Source organism: Roseivirga seohaensis (assembly GCF_001592945.1).
Classification (GTDB): domain Bacteria; phylum Bacteroidota; class Bacteroidia; order Cytophagales; family Cyclobacteriaceae; genus Roseivirga; species Roseivirga seohaensis.
Window position 1 is genome coordinate 23,074 of the sequence record NZ_LRPB01000046.1, and the last position, 19,573, is coordinate 42,646.

A 19,573-nucleotide genomic window follows, 5' to 3' on the forward strand; every position below is an offset into this window, starting at 1 on the left:
CTCGCAATGACGATTCATAAACAATGAAAAACTCCAAGAACCATATCACCCCTCCTCGCCTAGCTGAAAAGCTACTCAACTGGTTTATTAAAGATGAACTGGCAGAAGAGGTTTTGGGCGATTTGGACGAGAAATTCCATTCAACATTAAAACAACATTCAGCCCGAAAAGCAAAACGCAACTATTGGTTTCAGGTCATTAACTATCTGCGTCCGTTTGCTTTTAAATTCTTCAAAAACAAAAACTCAACAATTAGTCCTATGAAACTTCACTTTAAGCTAGCCTTTAGGCTATTTAGAAAAAATACACTTATCAGCTTTGCCAGCCTTACAAGCATAGTAGTTGGTGTATTCAGTACATTTCTGATCTATCTCTGGGTCAATTCCGAACAAACCACCGACCAGTTCCACACCAATTATGCTAAACTGTATATCCCAGTGATTCAGCAAAGCGCTGTAGACGAATATGAGCCAATCAATACGAGTTTATTTTTCAAAGCGGATTATAGTAAGTATTCAGAAATAGAGGGCTCAGTACAAACCATTTACATGAGCCCCAACAGACTCAAATTATCATATAACAATGAGATTTACAGAGGTGGTGGAATGATTACGGACAGTACATTCTTCGACTATTTTGACTTTAAACTAATTGACGGAAATCCGAATGAAGTACTGAAAAAACCTTCGAATATTCTCTTAACCCAATCGATGGCTAAGCGGATTTTTGGAGATTCTGAACCAATTGGGGAGTTAATTGAAATAAGCCAACGAGGTTCGTTTCAGGTTGCTGGAATATTGGAAGACATCCCCTCCAACAGCTCCATGACCTTCGACTTTATTTTACCCATACACGCACAAAGTTTCTGGGGTACAGCAGGCATTGAGTTTTTACTTGTGAACAACTCTTTCGACAAAAATGCCTTCGATGAGAAAATTGCTGGGTTAGGCCGTAACCATCCGCAGTTCAAAGAAAGCACCCTATCAACGGTAGCATTTAGTGATACCTACTTCAATGAGCAATTAAACACTGACCTTTTAAGCAAACACGGTCAGGCCTATGAACTAGACACTATGCGCTTGGTTGCTCTTGTCATTCTACTTGTCAGCATCTTGAATTTCACCAATATGCAATCGACACTATCTTTTTCTCAACTCAAGGCAAAAAGTATCAAACAAATACATGGAGCCGAAAAGAAAGACTTTGTTTTTGAATTGGTCGCCTCAAGACTAGTCTATATGGTTATTAGCATAATAGTAACCTATGTGCTATTCCTCGTAATTAAACCTACATATCTCAACTTCTTAAACTTAACCCTTGACATGAATGAATTGAATGTTCTAGGCTTAATTAGTGCCGCCACATTTGTATTCATAATTGCTACAACGCTTGTGGCACTTCTTCAAACAGTTAGAATATCATCCGTAAAAGCGCTATCAGGTCAGCTGAATAACATTAAGAGCTTTAAAGCCGGAAAGGTGCTCACTACAGTTCAATATGTGTTTGCCATCGCACTTATAATTGCTACAGGTGTAATTTTCAAACAGTTCAAGTACATGCAAAACAAAGACCTTGGTTTTGATAAGGAGAACCTAGTCAGTTTTGGTTTCTTCGACAGGGTAGAATACTCTGGAGATGATAAAGAGTTTTATGAAAAGAGCCAAGAACAGAAGAAGAACTACGACTTTGTGGTAAACGAATTGGCCAAGATTCCTGGGGTAGAGCATTTTTCTCAAGGGAAAACACCTTTTGATAATTCTATTTCTGGAATGCCTTGGAAGTTGGTAAACAGTAATTATGAATACTCAGAAATCAAGCTTTTAAGTGCAGATGCGAATTACGCTGAAACTGTTGGTCTTAAAATAATCGAAGGGCGCTTTTTTTCGGACTCTCTAGATGTTCAAAGACAAAACAAAGTGGTGATTAACAAAGCCGCTATGGAGTTTTGGGGAATTGAAAACCTTGAAGATGCAAAATTGGCAAGTAGCTATTGGGGCGGAGAAGGTGATCCTTATCAAGTGATTGGTGTGGTAGAAAACTTTCACTATGAGCACTTATCAAGAAAAATAGCTCCTCTCGTTATGGTTAATTTCGAAAATATTGAGAACCCCTTTACACTTAAAGTACAGGAAGAACGCTTTAAAGCAACGATAGAGAGTGTTTCTGAACTCTTTCAAACATTTAATCCAAACCAAAAATTCACATATACCGTGTTGGAAGATAAGCTGAACACGCAATATGAACGGGAAAAAAAGTTAACCCAAACCTTTGTGATATTTACCCTGATCGCAGTAATTCTTTCATCTATAGGGCTGTTTACCATGGCCCTATACGAAACCCAAAAACGCATTAAGGAAATTGGAATCAGGAAAGTTGTAGGGGCCAGCACGGGACAAGTGATTGCTTTGCTGAGTACTAACTTTATGAAATGGGTGCTGCTTGCTTTTATAATAGCTTGGCCAATTGCTTGGTACTTAATGGAAAAATGGCTCGATAACTTTGCCAATCAGACACCATTAAGCTGGTGGATTTTTGCTGGAGCTGGCTTGACGGCAAGTATTCTAGCAATGCTCACTGTTATAGGTCAGTCTTTTTCAGCAGCCAGCCAAAACCCAGTTAAAGCCCTAAGAGCTGAATAACAAAATTGTTCCTAGGAACATGAATAAAAACACTAAAAACCATATTACCCCTCCTCGCTTCGCTGAAAAGCTACTCAACTGGTTTATAAAAGATGAACTAGCAGAAGAGGTTTTGGGCGATTTGGACGAAAAATTCTACGCAACACTAAAACAACATTCACCCCGAAAAGCAAAACGCAACTATTGGTTTCAGGTCATTAACTATATGCGTCCTTTTGCTTTTCGGTTTATCAAATTCAAAAACTCAAATACTATGTTCAACCACAATTTTAAAGTGAGCTATAGACAAATGCTCAAAAACAAAGGCTACTCTTTTATTAACATTTTTGGTCTTGCCATGGGCATGGTAGTAGCCATGCTTATTGGCCTTTGGGCTCAGGACGAACTCAATTACAACAAATACCATAAAAACTATGATCAAATTGTTCAGGTATTGCGGGCAGAAGACAACGGAGAAGGAGGTGTTTCAGTAAGCAATTCACTGACAACCGGAATGGGTACACTCATTAGAGAATCCTTTCCCGATCAGATTGAAAGTCTGTTTATGGTTAGGTCGAGAACTCAAGCACCGGTAATCGGAAATGGAGAATTGAAATTTAGACAGATAGGAGTTTTTCTTCAGCCAGAAGGCCCAGAAGCCTTGAGTCTAGAAATGATTTACGGAACAACTCAAGGGCTCAAAGAGAAAAGGTCGATTCTGCTTTCTGAGTCATTATCAGCAAAACTCTTTGGTAAAGAAAATCCAGTTGGACAGAACGTTCAACTCAATTCTTCTATTGATTTATTAGTGGGCGGAGTTTATAAAGACCTGCCAAAAAACTCCAAGTTCAGTAATGCCACCTTCTTTTCCCGTCTATCATTATTACTCGGAGAAACACCTGAAGCCTTTAATGTTTGGAACAATTACAATATTGATGTCTATATCAAGCTAGCCAACAATGTTAACCAAGATCAACTTTCAGCGCTCATTGCTGAAAAAGTGAAGAGTAATTATGATGATTGGGCTAAAGAATCAGGTCAAACCTTGTTTCTCCATCCTATGAAAGACTGGCATTTAAGGTCGGAATGGAAAGATGGAAAGAACGTTTTGAGTAATGAAATGAAATTTGTGAGGCTGTATGGCGCCATCGGTATTTTCGTATTGCTTTTGGCCTGCATCAACTTTATGAATTTGAGCACCGCTCGCTCTGAAAAAAGGGCCAAAGAAGTGGGGATTAGAAAAACATTAGGCTCAATGAGAAAACAGCTCATTTCTCAATTTTACATTGAGTCATTACTTTATACTTTAGCGGCCTTCTTAATTTCACTTTTGCTGCTTAAAGCATTATTACCTTGGTTTAATGAAACCGCAGGAAAAGCCATTGTTGCACCTTGGAATATAGCTGAGTTTTGGTTGCTTAGTCTCGGATTTATACTCTTCACAGCACTCGTTGCGGGCTCCTACCCTGCGGCTTATCTTTCTAGTTTCAAACCACTCAAGGCGCTTAAAGGTGGACTTAAGTTTGGAAAAAGCGCATCCATTCCTCGCAAAGTGCTTGTAGTGTTTCAGTTTACTATTTCAATTGCTTTAATCATTGGCACCATAACCGTGAACAACCAAATTCAGACCGCCAAAGACAGACCTATAGGCTATTCGCCCAAAGGCATGATTACCTTAGCCCCAGCATCTCCTAACTTTAGAAATCAAAAGGAACTATTAAAGAAGGAAATTCTTAACACAAGCATGGCCGAAGCTGTCGGTTTTTCTGATTACTCGGTAACGAGCACCTTTGGCTGGAACCATGGTTTTTCTTGGGAAGGAATGGATCCCAACTACGATAAGTCATTCAACACAATCACTATTTCTAACGGATATGCTGATGCGGTAGACATGGAGTTTATTGCTGGACGAGACTTCAACCCAAATTTAGAAACGGATAAAAATTCCATCATTATCAACGAATCTGCTTTGAAGGAAATGAACCTTGATAACCCTATCGGAACGATAGTTAGGTACAACCCCGGATGGAGAGAAGCCAAAAATTATACAATTATTGGCGTGGTGAAAGACATGATTAAAGGCTCACCCTTTCAACAAACAGATCAGTCGGTCATGTTTTTAGAGCAGGAACAAGACTATATGAGTTATATGTTCATCAGGCTTAACCCAATTGTAAGCGCGAGCCAATCATTACCTGCAATCGAAAAAGTTTATAAAGAAATACTTCCCGAAGCACCTTTCGATTATCACTTTGCAGATGACGATTACAACAGAAAATTTGATGCAGAACTGAGAATTGGTAGCCTAGCAAGCTTTTTTACATTGCTAGCGATTCTTATCAGTTGCTTAGGATTATTCGGGCTTTCGGCATTCGTTGCGGAACAACGCACCAAAGAGATTGGCATTCGAAAAGTACTTGGTGCCAGTGTAATCAACCTATGGAAATTGCTCTCAAAGGACTTTACCTTACTGGTTATAATCTCCTGCTTTGTTGCTATTCCAGTCTCTTACAATGTTCTCCAAGGCTGGCTAGATGGCTACGAAGTAAAAACCCAATTGTATTGGTGGGTGTTTGCCATAGCTGGGGCTGGAGCCATCTTGGTGACTATTGTTACGGTGAGCTTTCAGGCCATTAAAGCAGCCATAGCAAACCCCGTAAAAAGTTTAAGGTCAGAATAACCATACTTACTTCTGGTCAGACTACTTCGTGTGGTCTGACCAGTGTTTTTTTCTTTTGATGGCTGGCGTTACATTTCGCAACCTTTTGCCCTTGACACTGTTTAAACATAAAACTCACAGCTCAAGACTTAGTTCTTTCGTAACTATAATGAGTTTTCAAAACGTCTATGATTAGATTTAAGAAGCCTATATACTTATTATTATCAGCGATGGCCTGCTTCTTTACCGCTTCTTGTCAATATAATGAGCCTGCAATAACACATATTACAAATCCTGATTTTTTCACTACTTGGGTCTTTACAGAAGAAGAAGCCGTCTGTAGTCAAGGCAGCACCTTCCCTAGCGGTAGTCAAGAAGAGCATATTGAATTAAAAACACTAATAAACTCAAGCTATGAATACACTGTAAATGGTGAACTTCAACAGAAAGGTACCTTCATAGCCCTAAGCGAAAAAATAACTTTTAGCCCTCCCATTTTCCCCAATAGTATTGACATCAACTCTACTTACGTATTAACCGGACCCAACTTGGTAATTACAACTACGGAGCTTCTGAATTCAGGAAGCACCGAAACCTGCACAGTAAAGCGGAAATACAGCAGAAAACGATAAAGGAGTTTCGATTATTGAAATCATTCAACGGTTTGACACCTATGTACATATTATAAAGAAAGTCAAACTTCAAGTTTACCACCTACTACAAATCAAACTTGATAAACAGAAGCAAACAATTAACTTGAAGCTAATTCTGAGATATCAATTAGTTAAAAATCTTCTATGCGACATATTAAATTCCCCTTATTGTTCCTACTCACCTTCTTTATCTTCACTAGCTGTTTATCCGAAAAAGAAGAGCCCCCAAAAACAGTAGTAATTCAAGGAGAGCTTATCAATTTTAATAACGCCACCAAAACCCTAAGCGCCAGAGGCAGCCTAGCAAGCTTAACAGGCATTCAAAACGTTGAGCTTTCTGTAGATGCCAATAATCGTTTCTCTACTTCTTTTGTATTGGAAGAAGAGGGTTATTTTAGTGTGGGAAGAAATCAACTCTACTTAAGCCCTGGCGATAGCTTGGTGGTGAGCCTTGATTATATGGATCCGAACAAGGCTACTTTTGAAGGCAAAGGTGCAGAAGTAAACCGCTATTTAATGGACGTTCCCTTTCCAAAAAGTGGTTCCTACCTTTCGGGCGGAAGAGAGGTTAAATCTCCAGATGTGCAAGATATCGTTAAACTGGCCGAAACAGAAAATGCAACCCGATTAGCCAAACTAGAAAACGTGAAAAATGCTTCCGCGAAGTTTATAGAATTTGAAAAACTGAGACTTGATTTAGACTACATCAACACCCTAGAAAGTTTCCCTATTTACGCCAGTTTTAAAGATTACTTTGAGTTTAGTGATGAAAATTGGATTAAGGCCATGACGCCAGCCAAAGAAATTCTGAATGAAAAAACAGCCAACTTAGACCAGAATAAATACATGGAACATCCTAATTTCAGAGATATGCTAGGAGTATTCGGTAACGAGAAATTCAGAAGTAGTGGCTTTTTCACCGATTTTACTTTAACCCCTGAAATGAAAGAATTCCAGAAAACAGAATCCTTTTTATACTCTCTCAAAAATGCGGGATTAGTAGACAGCATTGTAGTTCAATCGAAAACCGTAATGGCCGAATTGAAAAACCCCGACTACCAAAACGCCATTGAATACACCCTGTCTTCTTACAATAGCCTCGACCCCGGACATGCCGCTTATGATTTTGTAATGAACACCGAAAGCGGTGAAAAGCACCCGCTTTCTCAATACAAGGGCAAAGTCATTTATGTCGATTTTTGGGCAACATGGTGCGGGCCTTGTATAGCGGAAGAACCAGCTTATGAACAGCTAAAAGAAGACTACAAAGGAAAAGACATCGAGTTTCTTTCCGTTTCCATTGACACAAATGTTAAGGCCTGGGAAAACTACATTCAGAAGAAAGGCTGGACGGAAAAGACCTATTTAATCAGTCAGGCAGAATTGGCCGATTACAAAATCAACGGCATTCCACGCTACTTGCTTATTGACGAGAATTTTAATATTGTTACCGCCTTTGCTCCTCGCCCTTCAGAAGAGAAAGTACGCACAATGATTGACGAACTGCTTTAAAAATTGACTTATTTATTTAGAAACTAATATGAAAAACCTATTGCAAAAAACCACCTCCTTACTTTTACTCACTGCTGTACTTTTTGCCTGTAAGCCAGAAGTAAAAGTAGCACCCGATAGCTTTACAGTAACGGGAACGCTAAAAGGGCTTGATACCGAATTTATGACTAGAAGCTATAAGGATGCCGAGGGGAATAGAGTTTCTGACTCCATTTTTGTGGAGAATGGAAAGTTTACCTACACTGCAAAAATCAGTGAACCCGAGTTTATCGTTTTTTGGCCAAATGTAGAAAACACTATTAAAAGAACCGACAGAGGCTATTACCCAGCCAAATCTTCTCAATTTGCTTTTTTAGCAGCTCCCGGAGATTACATCGAGTTTAAAGGAGAGGTGACCGATTTTGTAAACGCCTACCCTACCGGAACTCCAGCTAATGACGATTTGGCGAGCATCAACAGTAAAATATTTCCCCTACTAAATCAAGCTGTGAATATGCAGCTAGAACAAAACAAACTAGAAGATACCGACCCACGATATGATATACTTACCGATTCTATGAATCTTCTGAACGAGAAAGTGGACGAAATGAAAAAGGCATTTGTGGCATCAAACCCTAAATCACAAGCTGCTGCTTGGTATTTGTCAGATATGATGGTGCGTAGCCAAGTTTCGCAAGATGAGGCGATCAAAATTTTCAAGTCTTTCGATAAAAGCTTAGAAGGATACACTTACTACGAGGCTGTAGCGCAAAGAGTAGAAGGAATTGAATCCACTATGGAAGGAAAAATCATTCCGAACTTCACCAGTAATGCCACACCAAATGGCGAGACTTTCGAGCTTTACAGTTTAAAAGGAAAATATGTATTGGTAGATTTCTGGGGAACTTGGTGCGCGCCTTGTATTGCCGAAATGCCAACCGTTAAAGAATACCAAGAAAAATACAAAGATCAGTTAGTCATCTTGGGCATCAACAGCGGAGACAGCATGGAAAAGATGGTTCAGTTTCTTGATAAATACGACTACGACTGGCAACAGGTATTGGCCCAAAACGAAACCGAAGATCTTGTGCTAAAACTCAATGTAGCAGGTTTTCCAACTAAGTTTATTCTAGACCCCGAAGGAAAAATCATCAAGCGTTTTGTAGGCAGTACCGAAGAAGCTTTTGATGTTTTAGATGAGATTTTGGAATAATACTTCAGAATAAAATAGAGCATAAGAAAAGGCCATGCTAACAATTAGAATGGCCTTTTTGCTATTTATGACCTATGGACTCATTTATTAATGAGAATAATATTAATTCCAACCACCACCTAGCGCCTTATAGATATTAACCATGGCGTTCATTTGCTGCATTTTGGTTTCAACCAATTCAAACTTCGATTCTAATGCATCGCGCTGTGTCAACAATACTTCCATATAATCTGCCCTTGCTGATTTGAAAAGGTCATTTGAAATACTGATCGACTGTGAAAGCGCATCAACTTCTTTCGCCTTCAAGTCATAGCTCTGCTTTAAATTTTCAATGTTTGAAAGCTGATTGGCTACCTCAACAAAAGCACCTAAAATCGTTTTCTCATAATTGAAAACAGCCTGAATTTGCTTTGCATTGGCATTATTATAAGTGGCCCTAATCTCATTCTTATTGATCAAAGGCGCCATAAGATCACCTGCCAATGAGTACAGTAATGACTCAGGGGCTTTAAGCAAAAAGCTTGGGTTAAAAGCTTGAAGTCCAACACCAGCAGTAATTCCTACTGAAGGATAAAACCTAGCTCTGGCTACTTGCACATCCAATTTCGAAGCTTCTAGCTCTAATTCTGCCTGCCTAATATCAGGTCGGTTGGCTAGCAATTGCGAAGGAATTCCTGAATGAATTTGTTTAGGCAACAGATCATTGAAAGTTTTAGAGTCCCGCTCAATTGATTGAGGGTATCGCCCCACCAAAAAGTTGATCCTGTTCTCTGTCTCAATGATTTTCTGCTGAATATCAAATTGTAAACTACGAGTATGGTATACCTCAGCTTCGAATTTACGCACCGCCAGTTCTGTAACTCTAGCAGCCTCTTTTTGCAGCTTTACTATTTTCAAAGCACCAGTCTGAATTACAATGTTCTGTTTGACAATATCTAACTGATTATCTAATGCTAGTAACTCATAATAAGAGTTGGCAATTTCTGCAATCAGATTGGTGACCATAAAATTCTTCCCATCAACAGAAGAGAGGTAGCGCGTTAAAGCTGCCTTTTTAGAATTACGCAGTTTGCGCCAAACATCCACTTCCCAAGTGGCATAAGCGCCAACCATAAAGTCGCCTAGCGGTTCTGGAAATTCTCTGCCTGGTTCGATGTCAGTATTGGCTTCAAGCGCACCATTACGAGTATATCGTCCTACTTTGTCTACTCCCGTTCCCGCTCTTAAATTCACCGAAGGCAAGTATTCTCCTTTCTTCGCACTTACCTCGTTTCTTGCAATTTCAATTTCTTGAAGAGTAATATTCAATTCTTGATTATTGCTCAAAGCAGTATCAATTAATGATACCAAGTAGGGGTCAGTAAAGTATTCTCGCCATTGCATATTGGCGGTGTTAGTGGTATCCTGATCGCTGTAATAACGATCAGGCACATCTGTATTAGCCACTTTTTGCGCTAATTCTGGAGCCGTACAAGCCGAAAAGGCCATCAACACACTGGCTACAACTATGTGTTTATATTTCAATCTATTACGCATTTTTAAATCGTTCTTCGGTTAATGGTCTGTCGTGTTCATCTCTAATCAATTGACGGCCTTCTGCCATTTTCGCAAAAATGAAGTAGAGCCCAGGAATTATAATTACCCCGAAAATTGTTCCGAGCATCATACCCCCTAATGCCGAAGCGCCAATTGTTCTGTTTCCAATTGCACCGGCTCCAGTGGCTATTACAAGCGGAATCAAACCAGCCACAAAAGCAAATGAAGTCATCAAAATTGGTCGGAAACGCGTTTTTGCTCCCTCAATAGCTGCTTCAAGAATTGTAAAACCTTGCCTATGTTTCTGCACAGCAAACTCTACAATTAATACAGCATTCTTTCCAAGTAAACCCACCAACATAATCAGTCCAATCTGTGCATAGATATCGTTATCTAAGCCCATCAATTTGAGCAATAAAAACGAACCAAATACCCCCACTGGAATTGATAGAATAACCGCAAGTGGTAAAAGGAAACTTTCGTACTGAGCTGCCAATACAAAATACACAAAGGCTAATACAATGATAAAAATGTAAATAGCTTGATTTCCACTACTGGCCTCGTCATATGACAGTCCTTCCCAAGCAATATCATAACCCTTAGGTAAGGTTTCCTTGGCCACCTCATTGATTGCCTGAATAGCATCTGCAGTAGTATATCCTTTTGAAGGTAAACCCCTGATAGAGGCTGAATTATACATATTATAACGGGTTACCTCATTTGGCCCTTGCTTCTTCTCAATTTTCATAAAGGCTGAATAAGGCACCATTTCTCCATGATCGTTTTTAACAAAGAGTTTTAATACATCTGAAGGAAGTTTTCTGAATTGTGGGTCTGACTGCACATAAACTTTGAAGAAACGTCCGAACCTGATAAAGCCCTGCTCATAAGTACTACCAATCAAAATATTGAGGTTTTCCATAGCATCATTAATAGAAACCCCTTTTTGCATTGCTAATTCATTGTCTATCACCAATTCGTATTGTGGGTAATTGGCAGCGAAGAAGGTAAACAGACCTGTTAGCTCTTCGCGCTTGCCCAAATCCTCAATAAACTGCTTATTGATTTTATCAAATTCTTGGTAATCGGTATTGGTAGTTTTATCTAACAAACGCATAGAAAAACCACCCGAAGAACCGAAGCCAGGTACTGCTGGTGGCTCGAAAAACTCTACCACGGCACCAAGCCCTTTCGACTTTTCTTCCAACTCTTCCATGATTTCCTTTACAGATTCTTCTCGATCTCCCCAAGGTTTGAGGTTGATAAGACAAGTACCTGCATTAGAGCCCCTTCCTTCGGTCATAATTTCATAACCTGCCAATGAAGAAACCGATTCTACCCCATCAATTTCTTCACAGATTTTCTGAAGCTTTTGAGATATTTGATTGGTTCTTTCCAAGGTAGAGCCCGGAGGAGTTTGGATAATCGCATAAATAGTACCTTGGTCTTCGCCCGGAATAAAGCCTGAAGGAAGTACTTTGCTTTCTAAATAAATTCCCGCACAAAACGCTATCAAAATACCGAAAGTCACTACTCTTCGGTTTACAATTCGCCTTAACAATGAAGTATACCTTCCAGTTATTTTTTCAAAGCCATTATTGAATCCATCGAGCAACCTGTTCAATACCGTTTTTTTCTTTGGCTGGCCGTGTGTATTCTTAAGGATTATAGCGCAAAGTACTGGAGTAAGCGTAAGCGCCACCACACCAGAAAGCACAATTGCCGAAGCCATGGTAATAGAAAACTGCCTGTAGAAAATACCCACTGGACCAGTCATAAATGCCAACGGAACAAAAACGGCTGTCATTACCGCGGTAATGGCTATAATAGCACCACTGATTTCATGCAATACCTCTTGTGTAGCCACATAAGGCGAAAGGTTTTTCTCTTCCATTTTGGCATGTACAGCTTCCACCACAACAATGGCATTATCTACCACTATACCAATGGCCAATACCAGCGCAAAAAGTGTAATTAGGTTAATGGAAAGACCGAAAAACTGCATAACGAAAAATGCACCAATCAACGAAACAGGAACAGCCAACGTGGGAATTAAAGTAGATCGCCAGTCGCCTAGGAATACGAAAACCACCACAGCAACCAGAATAAAGGCTTCGCCCAAAGTGTGGAGTACTTTATCAATTGATGCATCTAAAAATTGAGATACATCATAGCTAATTTTATAGTCCATTCCGGGAGGGAAATTGGCTTTCATTTCTTCCAATTTCGATTTTACCTCGGCAATTACATCACTCGCATTACTTCCATAGTTCTGCTTTAATACAATAGCGGCAGAAGGATGCCCATCTAAATTAGAGTAGATATCGAAAAACTCACTCCCCAATTCTGATTTAGCAATATCCTTTAAGTGAATGCTTTCCCCTTCAGAATTAGCCCGAATGATGATATTATCATATTCCTCAGGTTTGTTAAATCGGCCTTTATAGGTAAGCACATACTCTAACGATTGGGCTGCAATACCAGAGCTTTGGCCAATTCTACCTGGTCGACCAATAATACTTTGCTCTGCCAAGGCTTCCATCACTTCCTCCACAGAAATATTATAGGCGCGCATTCTATCTGGGTTCAGCCATATACGCATGGCATAAGTTCTACTACCCAAAATCTGCGATCTGGCAACCCCTTTAATCCTGTTTATTTCGGGGATCATCTGAACGTTGGCGTAATTGTAAAGGAACTTCTCATCCATACTTTCATTGTCCGCATACAGGTTAACATACATCAGCATACTTGGCTGAATGGGCGTAATGATTACCCCTTCCCGTTGTACTAATTCTGGCAGCAACGGCATTACTTGGTCTACCCGAGTTTTCACTCGGATAACCGCGAGATTGGGGTCTGTACCGGGTTCAAAAACTACGTTTATGGTAGCCTCTCCAGCGCTTGTAGCATCTGTGGCCATATAGCGCATGTCTTGAACACCGTTGATTGAATTTTCTAAAGTAATGAGGGTAGACTTTACCAAAACATCGGCACTAGAGCCAGGGTAAGCAATAAATATACTAACCGTTGTTGGTGCTATTTGGGGGAACTGAGAGATAGGCAGCTGCTTAATGGCCAGCCCACCTATGAAAATGATAACGACCGAAATCACAATTGCGAAGACGGGTCTGTGTAATATTTTATTAAACATCTTTTTCTGATTTTTAGGAGGTAGATTATTCAGCGTATAAATTCAGATTAGACAGTACTGCCATTGGCTGCACAAAGTCATAGCTGATCTCATCGTTTTCCCTAACCAAACGTAGGCCTTCTAGAAGGATTTTATCATTTTCTGACAAGCCTTCTGAAACCGCAAATACATGGGGCATTTCAGCCGCAATTTTAATTTCTCTAGACCTAACTACATTGTGTTCGTCTATCACGAATACATATCTTTTGTCTAGAATTTCGAATGTAGATTTCTGAGGAATTAGCAGTGCGTTTTCCAGTGGAACGCTCATTAATACGTTGCCTGTTCCGCCATGGCGCAATAGGCCATTCGGGTTGGGGAATGTTGCTCTGAAAGCAATATTTCCTGTTTCGTTATTGAAGTCAGCTTCTATCGTTTCTACAACTCCGGCCTGATCGAATTGCTTATTATTGGCCATTAAGAGTTTTACGTTAACGGCCTCAATACTCTGTATTTGAGATTTATAATCTAAGTATTCAGCCTCTGGTACATTGTAATACACCCACATTTGGCTATTGTCAGAGAAGTTTGAAAGCAGCTCGCCTTCCTCTAATAAACTTCCTTCGCGAACATGAAACCTGTCAATGATTCCATCAAACGGAGCTCTAATTTCTGTGAATTGTAAATGAACTTGTGCCAATGACAATTCGGCCTTGGCCTTTTCTAGTGTGGCCTGCGCCAAAGCCAACTCATTTGGAGCTACCACATTGCTATCGGCCAACTTTTTAGTGTTTTGGTATTCTATTTCTGCAAAATTGACCTCAGCTTGAGCCTTTTGTAATTCGGCTTCATAAAGCTTAGGCATAATCTTAAATAGCAGTTGACCTTGCTTTACAGACTGACCTTCATCTACATAAATTTTCTGCAAGTAGCCTCTTTCTTGAGCACGTAACTCAATATGGCGAATAGAGCGAATTTGACTTACATAATTTTTGGTTATGGAAGTGTCCATGCGAGCAGGACTTGTTACTGAAAACTTGGTTTCAATTTCATGAACTTCCTTTTTTGATTCACAGCTTGTGTATAGCAACAATGCACACAAACTCGTAAGCATGAGAATTTTCTTCATCACAATTTTGGGATTTAAAAACAATAAGATTTTAAGGGTATTTCTTTTGAGATATGTGCTTACAAGCACAAAATGATCTCTTGTGACTTTTATAGGTCACTTAGTTATAGAATTTTAGACCGGGCTATTAGACAACAACCTAACCTACTAGAAATAAGTATTATATGCGAAAAACCTGATATACAATATACCAGTGGCGGGAAGTTAAATAGGAAAAACGCTGTGTAAAAGTTACCTTCTTTACCCTTCGGCTAGAGAAAAAGCCAAGCAACAATAAGCACAAAATAGCCGCCATATATGTGCTACTTGCAAGGTGCTTTTTTGAAGAGGTTAGCTCTTCTTCAATCTCAGTTTCAACAACATCAATATTGAAAGTTTTTTCAAAGTCTGACAATGGAGCTTCTGAAAGAAAAAACTGATGATCTTGAGCAACGAGAGGTATAACTTCAGTGCTTTCATTCAGCACTTCGGAGCATATTACTGAATCCTGATTTAATTGTGCGTATGGATAGCCCCAGACATTCAATATTAGAATGCCAATTGCTAAAAAATACCCTAAACGCAGATTTTTCATTAGGCGCCAAAGCTACATTACCGTAATAATATAGCCAAATACAGATTTGTTAATTTTTCATTAAATATCAAAAATTAAAATAAGCTGGTTTTATAAGATGATGTAGAGTGTAGTACCAACCTTACTTTACGTCTCGCTGACCACTGAACAACCAAAACACCTCTGCCTATCGAATATATTGAGCAAGGCTGCCAATTATAAATTTCTAACATAGCTAATTTTGAAGTAAACGATAGTATTGTTGACCTCCAAAGACATTGGGCTGACTAACCGTAACACATTTAAGAGGGACTATTTGAATATAACTGCACTTTTTGTTTCATTACACAGCCTTGATTTCCATAGTATAACACTTTAATTGCGGACGCCTTTGAATAATGAGTAAAAGACAACTTATAGATTATGTGCAAAAAATTGTCGCACTAAACGATATTGAAACAGAGCAGTTTGTGTCTTGTTTTGAAGAGGTGAATATAAAAAAACGACAATTTATTGTTCAGCCTAACTTCACAAATAGCCATAGGTCATTTGTAGTAAAAGGTGCTTTCAGAAGTTATATTGTATCGGCTGAAGGACAGGAACATACACTTCAATTTGCCATTGAGAATTGGTGGGTTTCAGATTTCAATAGTTACATCTACCAACACCCTGCAACTCTATTTATTGTTGCGTTAGAAGACAGTACCATCCTACAAATTGAATTCGAAAAAGAACAAGAGTTAAAAGCATCTAACCATAAGTTCGAAACATTTTTTAGAATAATAGCAGAAAAAGGCCTAGCCTTTGAACATCGAAGAATTCTCTTCAACCTTACTCAGTCTGCGGAAGCACGATACGAGAATTTTCTGTTGAATTTCCCCAATTTCGTTCAACGCGTACCTCAATACGCGTTGGCTTCATACCTAGGAATGACCACCGAGTTTTTATCCAGAATCAGAAATAAGAGAACTAAAAAATAGTTGAACTAGATCAACCTTATTTCTTAAACTACTTCATATTTATTGCTTTTGAATTGCTGGACTTTTGTCATGTCGATATTGACAAACAATTCAAAAAAACAAAAATGGAACAATCTTTAAATGAAATTTTATCAGCCAAAAACGAGCTGGTAAGAAAAGGGCAAATTGTAGAAGCCACAGAAAAGTATTTTGCTTCGAATGTAAAAACCTTGGACTTTGATGGTACTGTAACAAACAACAAAGAGGAAATGCTAGTCAAAATGAAAGGTTTTGCCAACGCAATTGCTAAAGTGAATGATATCATCATGCATAATGCTGCCTTGATTGGAGATATTTCTTTTGCTGAATTTACTTTCGACTTTGACATGAAAGACGGTAGTAAGGTTTTTTGGCACGAGATTCTTAGAACTGTTTGGCAAAACGGGCAGGTAATAGAAGAACAATATTTCAAAGCTTAAATTAGGTTGGTATGAGATTCGTAACTAAGAATATGCACGCCTTTCTGGACTACCCTGTAGCTTTAGCACTTATAGGTTTACCATTCATACTTGGCTTGGGAAATTCAAACTCATTCGCTTTACTGCTGTCTGTAGCTACAGGAATTGCAGCTTTTATCTTAACCCTGCTTACAGACCATCGATTAGGTGTTTACCGAATCGTTCCATACAAATGGCATCTCATAGTAGATGCACTGGTAGGACTTGTATTTGTTACCGCTCCTTTTCTCTTTTCATTCAGCGGAATAGACGCCAACTACTTCTGGATAAATGGCGCAGCCGTTTTAACAGTGGTGAGCTTGCATAAACCTGAACAAGCCAGTGAAATAGATTAAGGGTAATTAATCTCTAAAAAACACCCCCATTCGCGATAAATAGAAGATAAATATTTTCAGAAACCTAACTATTTATAGTAAGGAAAAGAAGCAAATAAGGTTTGCACCAATCTATATGGTAAAACATGAAACCACTGTGAGCATGTCAAAAAATTCTTCCGAATAAGATCGATAAAGAATGAATTCACTTGAGTGGATTTTGTGATATCAAACAAGGTAACATCCAGTTTTATAACCATTTACTTTTAAAAAGGGGGGACAGGTTTTCAATCAGAAAAAGCATTTAAAACAAACATTCAATAAAATTTAGAAACAATGAAAAAGTCGATTAACATTTTAGTAGTAGTAATGATGATGGTACTAGGTACAAATGTCAGTGCTCAGAATAAAAACGCCAACAATATTGATGACAGTAAAATAGCACTTCAAGGTTATAGCCCTGTTTCGTATTTGGATTTAGGTATCGCTCAAAAAGGCCTAAAAGAACACAAAGCTACCCATGATGGACTAGCGTATTATTTTACAAGCGAGGCTCAAAAGAAATCTTTCGAATCAAATCCAAAAAAATACTTACCTCAATACGGTGGATATTGTGCCTTTGGTGTTTCAGTTGGTGCAAAATTCAGGGTTGATCCAAATAAATTCGTAGTAAAAGACGGGAAATACTTCTTGTTCCTATATGATTTGGAAGTAGATGCACAACAACTTTGGATTACTGGTAATCACAAAGAGCTAGTAGAGAAAGCCAATATGAACTGGACAAAGTTGAGTAAATAATAATTAGGTGAATGATTTAAGGTATTTGGTGTTAGACTAAAACGCCCGATACCTTAATGTTTTTTAAATCAATGAAAAGAAGCGTTAAAGTCCTGATTTTAAAACCATTGCTAATCATAAGCGCCAATAAACTAGCTTTAGCTACTGCTTCGGAACTGATTTCCTGTTCCATTGAAAACACTGAATGTCAGGAGCAGCTTTCGGTTCTACCAACAGACCAACACTAGATTAAAGAAAAATGTAATACACAGGTTACACTATATACTTTTACTTTATATAAACCCATAACCATGAAAATTGAGTTGAAGCGACTTTCAGAAGTAAAAAAGTCTATGATTATTGAATTAATGAATAATCAGTTGGTAAGACGACAAATGCCCTTGCTGACAGAATATTTTAATGAAAGTATGTGTGATGCATTCATTGCTAGTAAAGAACAGTTATGGGCTGAAAATGGCTACGGGCCATGGGCTTTCATTGTCAATGGCCAATTCGCTGGCTGGGGTGGATTACAGCCAGAAAAAGGAGAAGTAGACTTGGCTCTCGTACTACATCCAGACTATTGGGGTTTAGGGAAATTCATATACCATCAAATTATAGACAAAGCATTTAATGAAATGCAGCTAAAATCAGTAACAGTATTATTTCCTCCTACAAGAACAAGAACCAAAGGCCTAATACGGCTAGGATTTAAAGAAGATGGTGAATTAGAAATTGAAAACAGAAGGTTTATTAGATACAGAATAGAAAACCCTAACCACAACGCTTAAAATGATCAAACCGAAACTTAAATATCAACATATAAATTAGTAAAAAGTGGGTAATTTGTAAATACAAGCCTCACCTCTGATCCTCTTTCTTATGCCTAATTGTTTAAACCTATTTCAGAACAATATCCTCACTAACCATCGTTTACAACGAGGATTATCGCTACTGTCAATACTCTTCACCAGTAGATCTACTACATTAGTCCGTTATTCGCACACTACTTTTAATCCTGACCTCGAGAACTAAAGATGTTCGTCCCTTACAGGGCTTATTTGATTTTGTGCTAACAGGGAACGGGCTACGCCCGTCCCTACAATATCTCGCCCTTACAGGGCTTTCAGTTCAAAAAAACCTAGCTTCTTAAAACACATAAAGAGCAAAAGCATTCAGCTTCACAAAACCCTGAAAGGGCGCCATATCCAAACGAAGGGCGCAACCCTTCGTAAAAAACCACCTCTCCTACTTAAGCCCTGTAGGGGCGTAATAAATTACCTTGACAACGCTATTAGAGGCTTTCCCCCTGTCGCAGGTTCTCCGAACCTGTGACGATTATAGTTCAGGACTCTGTCCTGATTATCACTCAATAAAACGAACAGACTGTCGCGTCACAAACCTTAGCTATCGCTCGGTTTATTCCTCACAGTGACGGTTCAGGGCGGTGGTTTATATAATAGACTGTTAACTGTACTTAATTTAAAATCCCCCACCTACCGCCCCACCTCGCTTTGCAGAAGCTTCGCGTAGGCAAGGAGGGCGGACATGCGTGCGAATATTGAATTACGGATTTCTCACTCATCAAAGGACACAATCAATATAAACTACAATCAAGGTAAAAATAATTTACTACTCCGCTTGCTTCCTTTTTTATATTAACTACATTTAAGGTAAATAATAAAGCAATGGGTAAACATAACCTTGGTGAATTCGAAGAAATCGTGCTCTTAACCGTGGCCATTTTGCATGGCGAAGCCTACGGAGTAGCTATTATCGATGAAATGGAGTCGCGTTTGGGTCGCTCGGTAAGCATTGGCGCTTTGCAAACGGTATTAAGAAGATTGGAAGACAAAGGTTTTCTCACTTCTGAATTTGGCGAAGCTACAAAAATGAGGGGCGGTAAAAGAAAACGGTTTTTCACGGTAACCAGTTTAGGCAAAACCACACTTCGCGAAGCCAAAGAGCAGCGCCTGAGTTTGTGGAAAGCCATTCCAGAAATAGCACTTAACGATTAATC

Annotated in this window: 16 protein-coding genes; 12 read left to right on the plus strand and 4 right to left on the minus strand. The window is 39.0% G+C overall.

The features are described 5' to 3' along the window. The first annotated feature begins 23 nt into the window (after positions 1-23). The 5 genes from AWW67_RS12900 (at position 24) to AWW67_RS12920 (ending at position 8,634) form a co-directional block, all read left to right on the plus strand. On the plus strand, positions 24-2,639 hold the full coding sequence (locus AWW67_RS12900) for an ABC transporter permease (RefSeq protein ID WP_062302257.1): 2,616 nt from the start codon (positions 24-26) through the stop codon (positions 2,637-2,639). Positions 2,640-2,658: 19 nt separating this feature from the next. Continuing rightward, entirely contained in the window at positions 2,659-5,298 is a 2,640-nt protein-coding gene (locus AWW67_RS12905) for an ABC transporter permease (protein ID WP_062302258.1), read from the plus strand. Between the two features lie 167 nt (positions 5,299-5,465). Beyond that, complete coding sequence (locus AWW67_RS12910; protein ID WP_141655455.1) at positions 5,466-5,909, plus strand: hypothetical protein; 444 nt, start codon at positions 5,466-5,468, stop codon at positions 5,907-5,909. Between the two features lie 165 nt (positions 5,910-6,074). Then, on the plus strand, positions 6,075-7,442 hold the full coding sequence (locus AWW67_RS12915) for a TlpA family protein disulfide reductase (RefSeq protein ID WP_062302261.1): 1,368 nt from the start codon (positions 6,075-6,077) through the stop codon (positions 7,440-7,442). A gap of 28 nt (positions 7,443-7,470) precedes the next feature. Then, a complete protein-coding gene (locus AWW67_RS12920) occupies positions 7,471-8,634 on the plus strand; it encodes a TlpA disulfide reductase family protein (RefSeq protein WP_062302262.1) in 1,164 nt (387 codons plus the stop codon). 102 nt (positions 8,635-8,736) lie between these two features. Here AWW67_RS12920 and AWW67_RS12925 read toward each other — a convergent pair whose 3' ends face one another. From AWW67_RS12925 to AWW67_RS12940, 4 genes are all read right to left on the minus strand, one after another. Beyond that, a complete protein-coding gene (locus AWW67_RS12925; protein WP_062302264.1) occupies positions 8,737-10,170 on the minus strand; it encodes a TolC family protein in 1,434 nt (477 codons plus the stop codon). Continuing rightward, a complete protein-coding gene (locus AWW67_RS12930) occupies positions 10,163-13,324 on the minus strand; it encodes an efflux RND transporter permease subunit (protein ID WP_062302265.1) in 3,162 nt (1,053 codons plus the stop codon). The genes AWW67_RS12925 and AWW67_RS12930 overlap by 8 nt, the downstream gene beginning before the upstream one ends. 25 nt (positions 13,325-13,349) lie before the next feature. Further along, positions 13,350-14,432: an efflux RND transporter periplasmic adaptor subunit gene (locus AWW67_RS12935; protein WP_053225018.1), complete on the minus strand. Its 1,083-nt coding sequence runs from the start codon at positions 14,430-14,432 to the stop codon at positions 13,350-13,352. A 160-nt stretch (positions 14,433-14,592) separates the two neighbouring features. Further along, on the minus strand, positions 14,593-15,006 hold the full coding sequence (locus tag AWW67_RS12940; protein ID WP_062302267.1) for a hypothetical protein: 414 nt from the start codon (positions 15,004-15,006) through the stop codon (positions 14,593-14,595). Between the two features lie 377 nt (positions 15,007-15,383). On the opposite strand from AWW67_RS12940, the gene AWW67_RS12945 reads away from it, so the two are divergent. The 7 genes from AWW67_RS12945 (at position 15,384) to AWW67_RS12970 (ending at position 19,571) form a co-directional block, all read left to right on the plus strand. Then, positions 15,384-15,965 carry a Crp/Fnr family transcriptional regulator gene (locus AWW67_RS12945; RefSeq protein WP_062302268.1) on the plus strand — a complete coding sequence of 194 codons (582 nt, stop codon included), beginning with the start codon at positions 15,384-15,386 and terminating at the stop codon, positions 15,963-15,965. A gap of 104 nt (positions 15,966-16,069) precedes the next feature. Then, positions 16,070-16,423 (plus strand): hypothetical protein, encoded by a 354-nt coding sequence (locus AWW67_RS12950; RefSeq protein WP_062302269.1) that lies wholly within the window; start codon positions 16,070-16,072, stop codon positions 16,421-16,423. Between the two features lie 11 nt (positions 16,424-16,434). Continuing rightward, a complete protein-coding gene (locus tag AWW67_RS12955) occupies positions 16,435-16,797 on the plus strand; it encodes an SPW repeat domain-containing protein (RefSeq protein WP_053225022.1) in 363 nt (120 codons plus the stop codon). 315 nt (positions 16,798-17,112) lie between these two features. Continuing rightward, positions 17,113-17,574, plus strand: coding sequence for a YHS domain-containing (seleno)protein (locus AWW67_RS12960; RefSeq protein ID WP_053225023.1), 462 nt, complete (start codon positions 17,113-17,115; stop codon positions 17,572-17,574). Between the two features lie 71 nt (positions 17,575-17,645). After that, on the plus strand, positions 17,646-17,801 hold the full coding sequence (locus AWW67_RS19090) for a hypothetical protein (RefSeq protein WP_176700052.1): 156 nt from the start codon (positions 17,646-17,648) through the stop codon (positions 17,799-17,801). 63 nt (positions 17,802-17,864) lie between these two features. Continuing rightward, on the plus strand, positions 17,865-18,344 hold the full coding sequence (locus AWW67_RS12965; RefSeq protein WP_062302271.1) for a GNAT family N-acetyltransferase: 480 nt from the start codon (positions 17,865-17,867) through the stop codon (positions 18,342-18,344). 897 nt (positions 18,345-19,241) lie between these two features. Then, positions 19,242-19,571: a PadR family transcriptional regulator gene (locus tag AWW67_RS12970; RefSeq protein WP_062302273.1), complete on the plus strand. Its 330-nt coding sequence runs from the start codon at positions 19,242-19,244 to the stop codon at positions 19,569-19,571. Positions 19,572-19,573 lie beyond the last annotated feature (2 nt).

Coding starts and splice junctions, on each gene's coding strand:
- AWW67_RS12900 (WP_062302257.1), top strand. CDS start 24: ATGAAAAACTCCAAGAACCATATCACCCCTCCTCGCCTAGCTGAAAAG.
- AWW67_RS12905 (WP_062302258.1), top strand. CDS start 2,659: ATGAATAAAAACACTAAAAACCATATTACCCCTCCTCGCTTCGCTGAA.
- AWW67_RS12910 (WP_141655455.1), top strand. CDS start 5,466: ATGATTAGATTTAAGAAGCCTATATACTTATTATTATCAGCGATGGCC.
- AWW67_RS12915 (WP_062302261.1), top strand. CDS start 6,075: ATGCGACATATTAAATTCCCCTTATTGTTCCTACTCACCTTCTTTATC.
- AWW67_RS12920 (WP_062302262.1), top strand. CDS start 7,471: ATGAAAAACCTATTGCAAAAAACCACCTCCTTACTTTTACTCACTGCT.
- AWW67_RS12925 (WP_062302264.1), bottom strand. CDS start 10,170: ATGCGTAATAGATTGAAATATAAACACATAGTTGTAGCCAGTGTGTTG.
- AWW67_RS12930 (WP_062302265.1), bottom strand. CDS start 13,324: ATGTTTAATAAAATATTACACAGACCCGTCTTCGCAATTGTGATTTCG.
- AWW67_RS12935 (WP_053225018.1), bottom strand. CDS start 14,432: ATGAAGAAAATTCTCATGCTTACGAGTTTGTGTGCATTGTTGCTATAC.
- AWW67_RS12940 (WP_062302267.1), bottom strand. CDS start 15,006: ATGAAAAATCTGCGTTTAGGGTATTTTTTAGCAATTGGCATTCTAATA.
- AWW67_RS12945 (WP_062302268.1), top strand. CDS start 15,384: ATGAGTAAAAGACAACTTATAGATTATGTGCAAAAAATTGTCGCACTA.
- AWW67_RS12950 (WP_062302269.1), top strand. CDS start 16,070: ATGGAACAATCTTTAAATGAAATTTTATCAGCCAAAAACGAGCTGGTA.
- AWW67_RS12955 (WP_053225022.1), top strand. CDS start 16,435: ATGAGATTCGTAACTAAGAATATGCACGCCTTTCTGGACTACCCTGTA.
- AWW67_RS12960 (WP_053225023.1), top strand. CDS start 17,113: ATGAAAAAGTCGATTAACATTTTAGTAGTAGTAATGATGATGGTACTA.
- AWW67_RS19090 (WP_176700052.1), top strand. CDS start 17,646: ATGAAAAGAAGCGTTAAAGTCCTGATTTTAAAACCATTGCTAATCATA.
- AWW67_RS12965 (WP_062302271.1), top strand. CDS start 17,865: ATGAAAATTGAGTTGAAGCGACTTTCAGAAGTAAAAAAGTCTATGATT.
- AWW67_RS12970 (WP_062302273.1), top strand. CDS start 19,242: ATGGGTAAACATAACCTTGGTGAATTCGAAGAAATCGTGCTCTTAACC.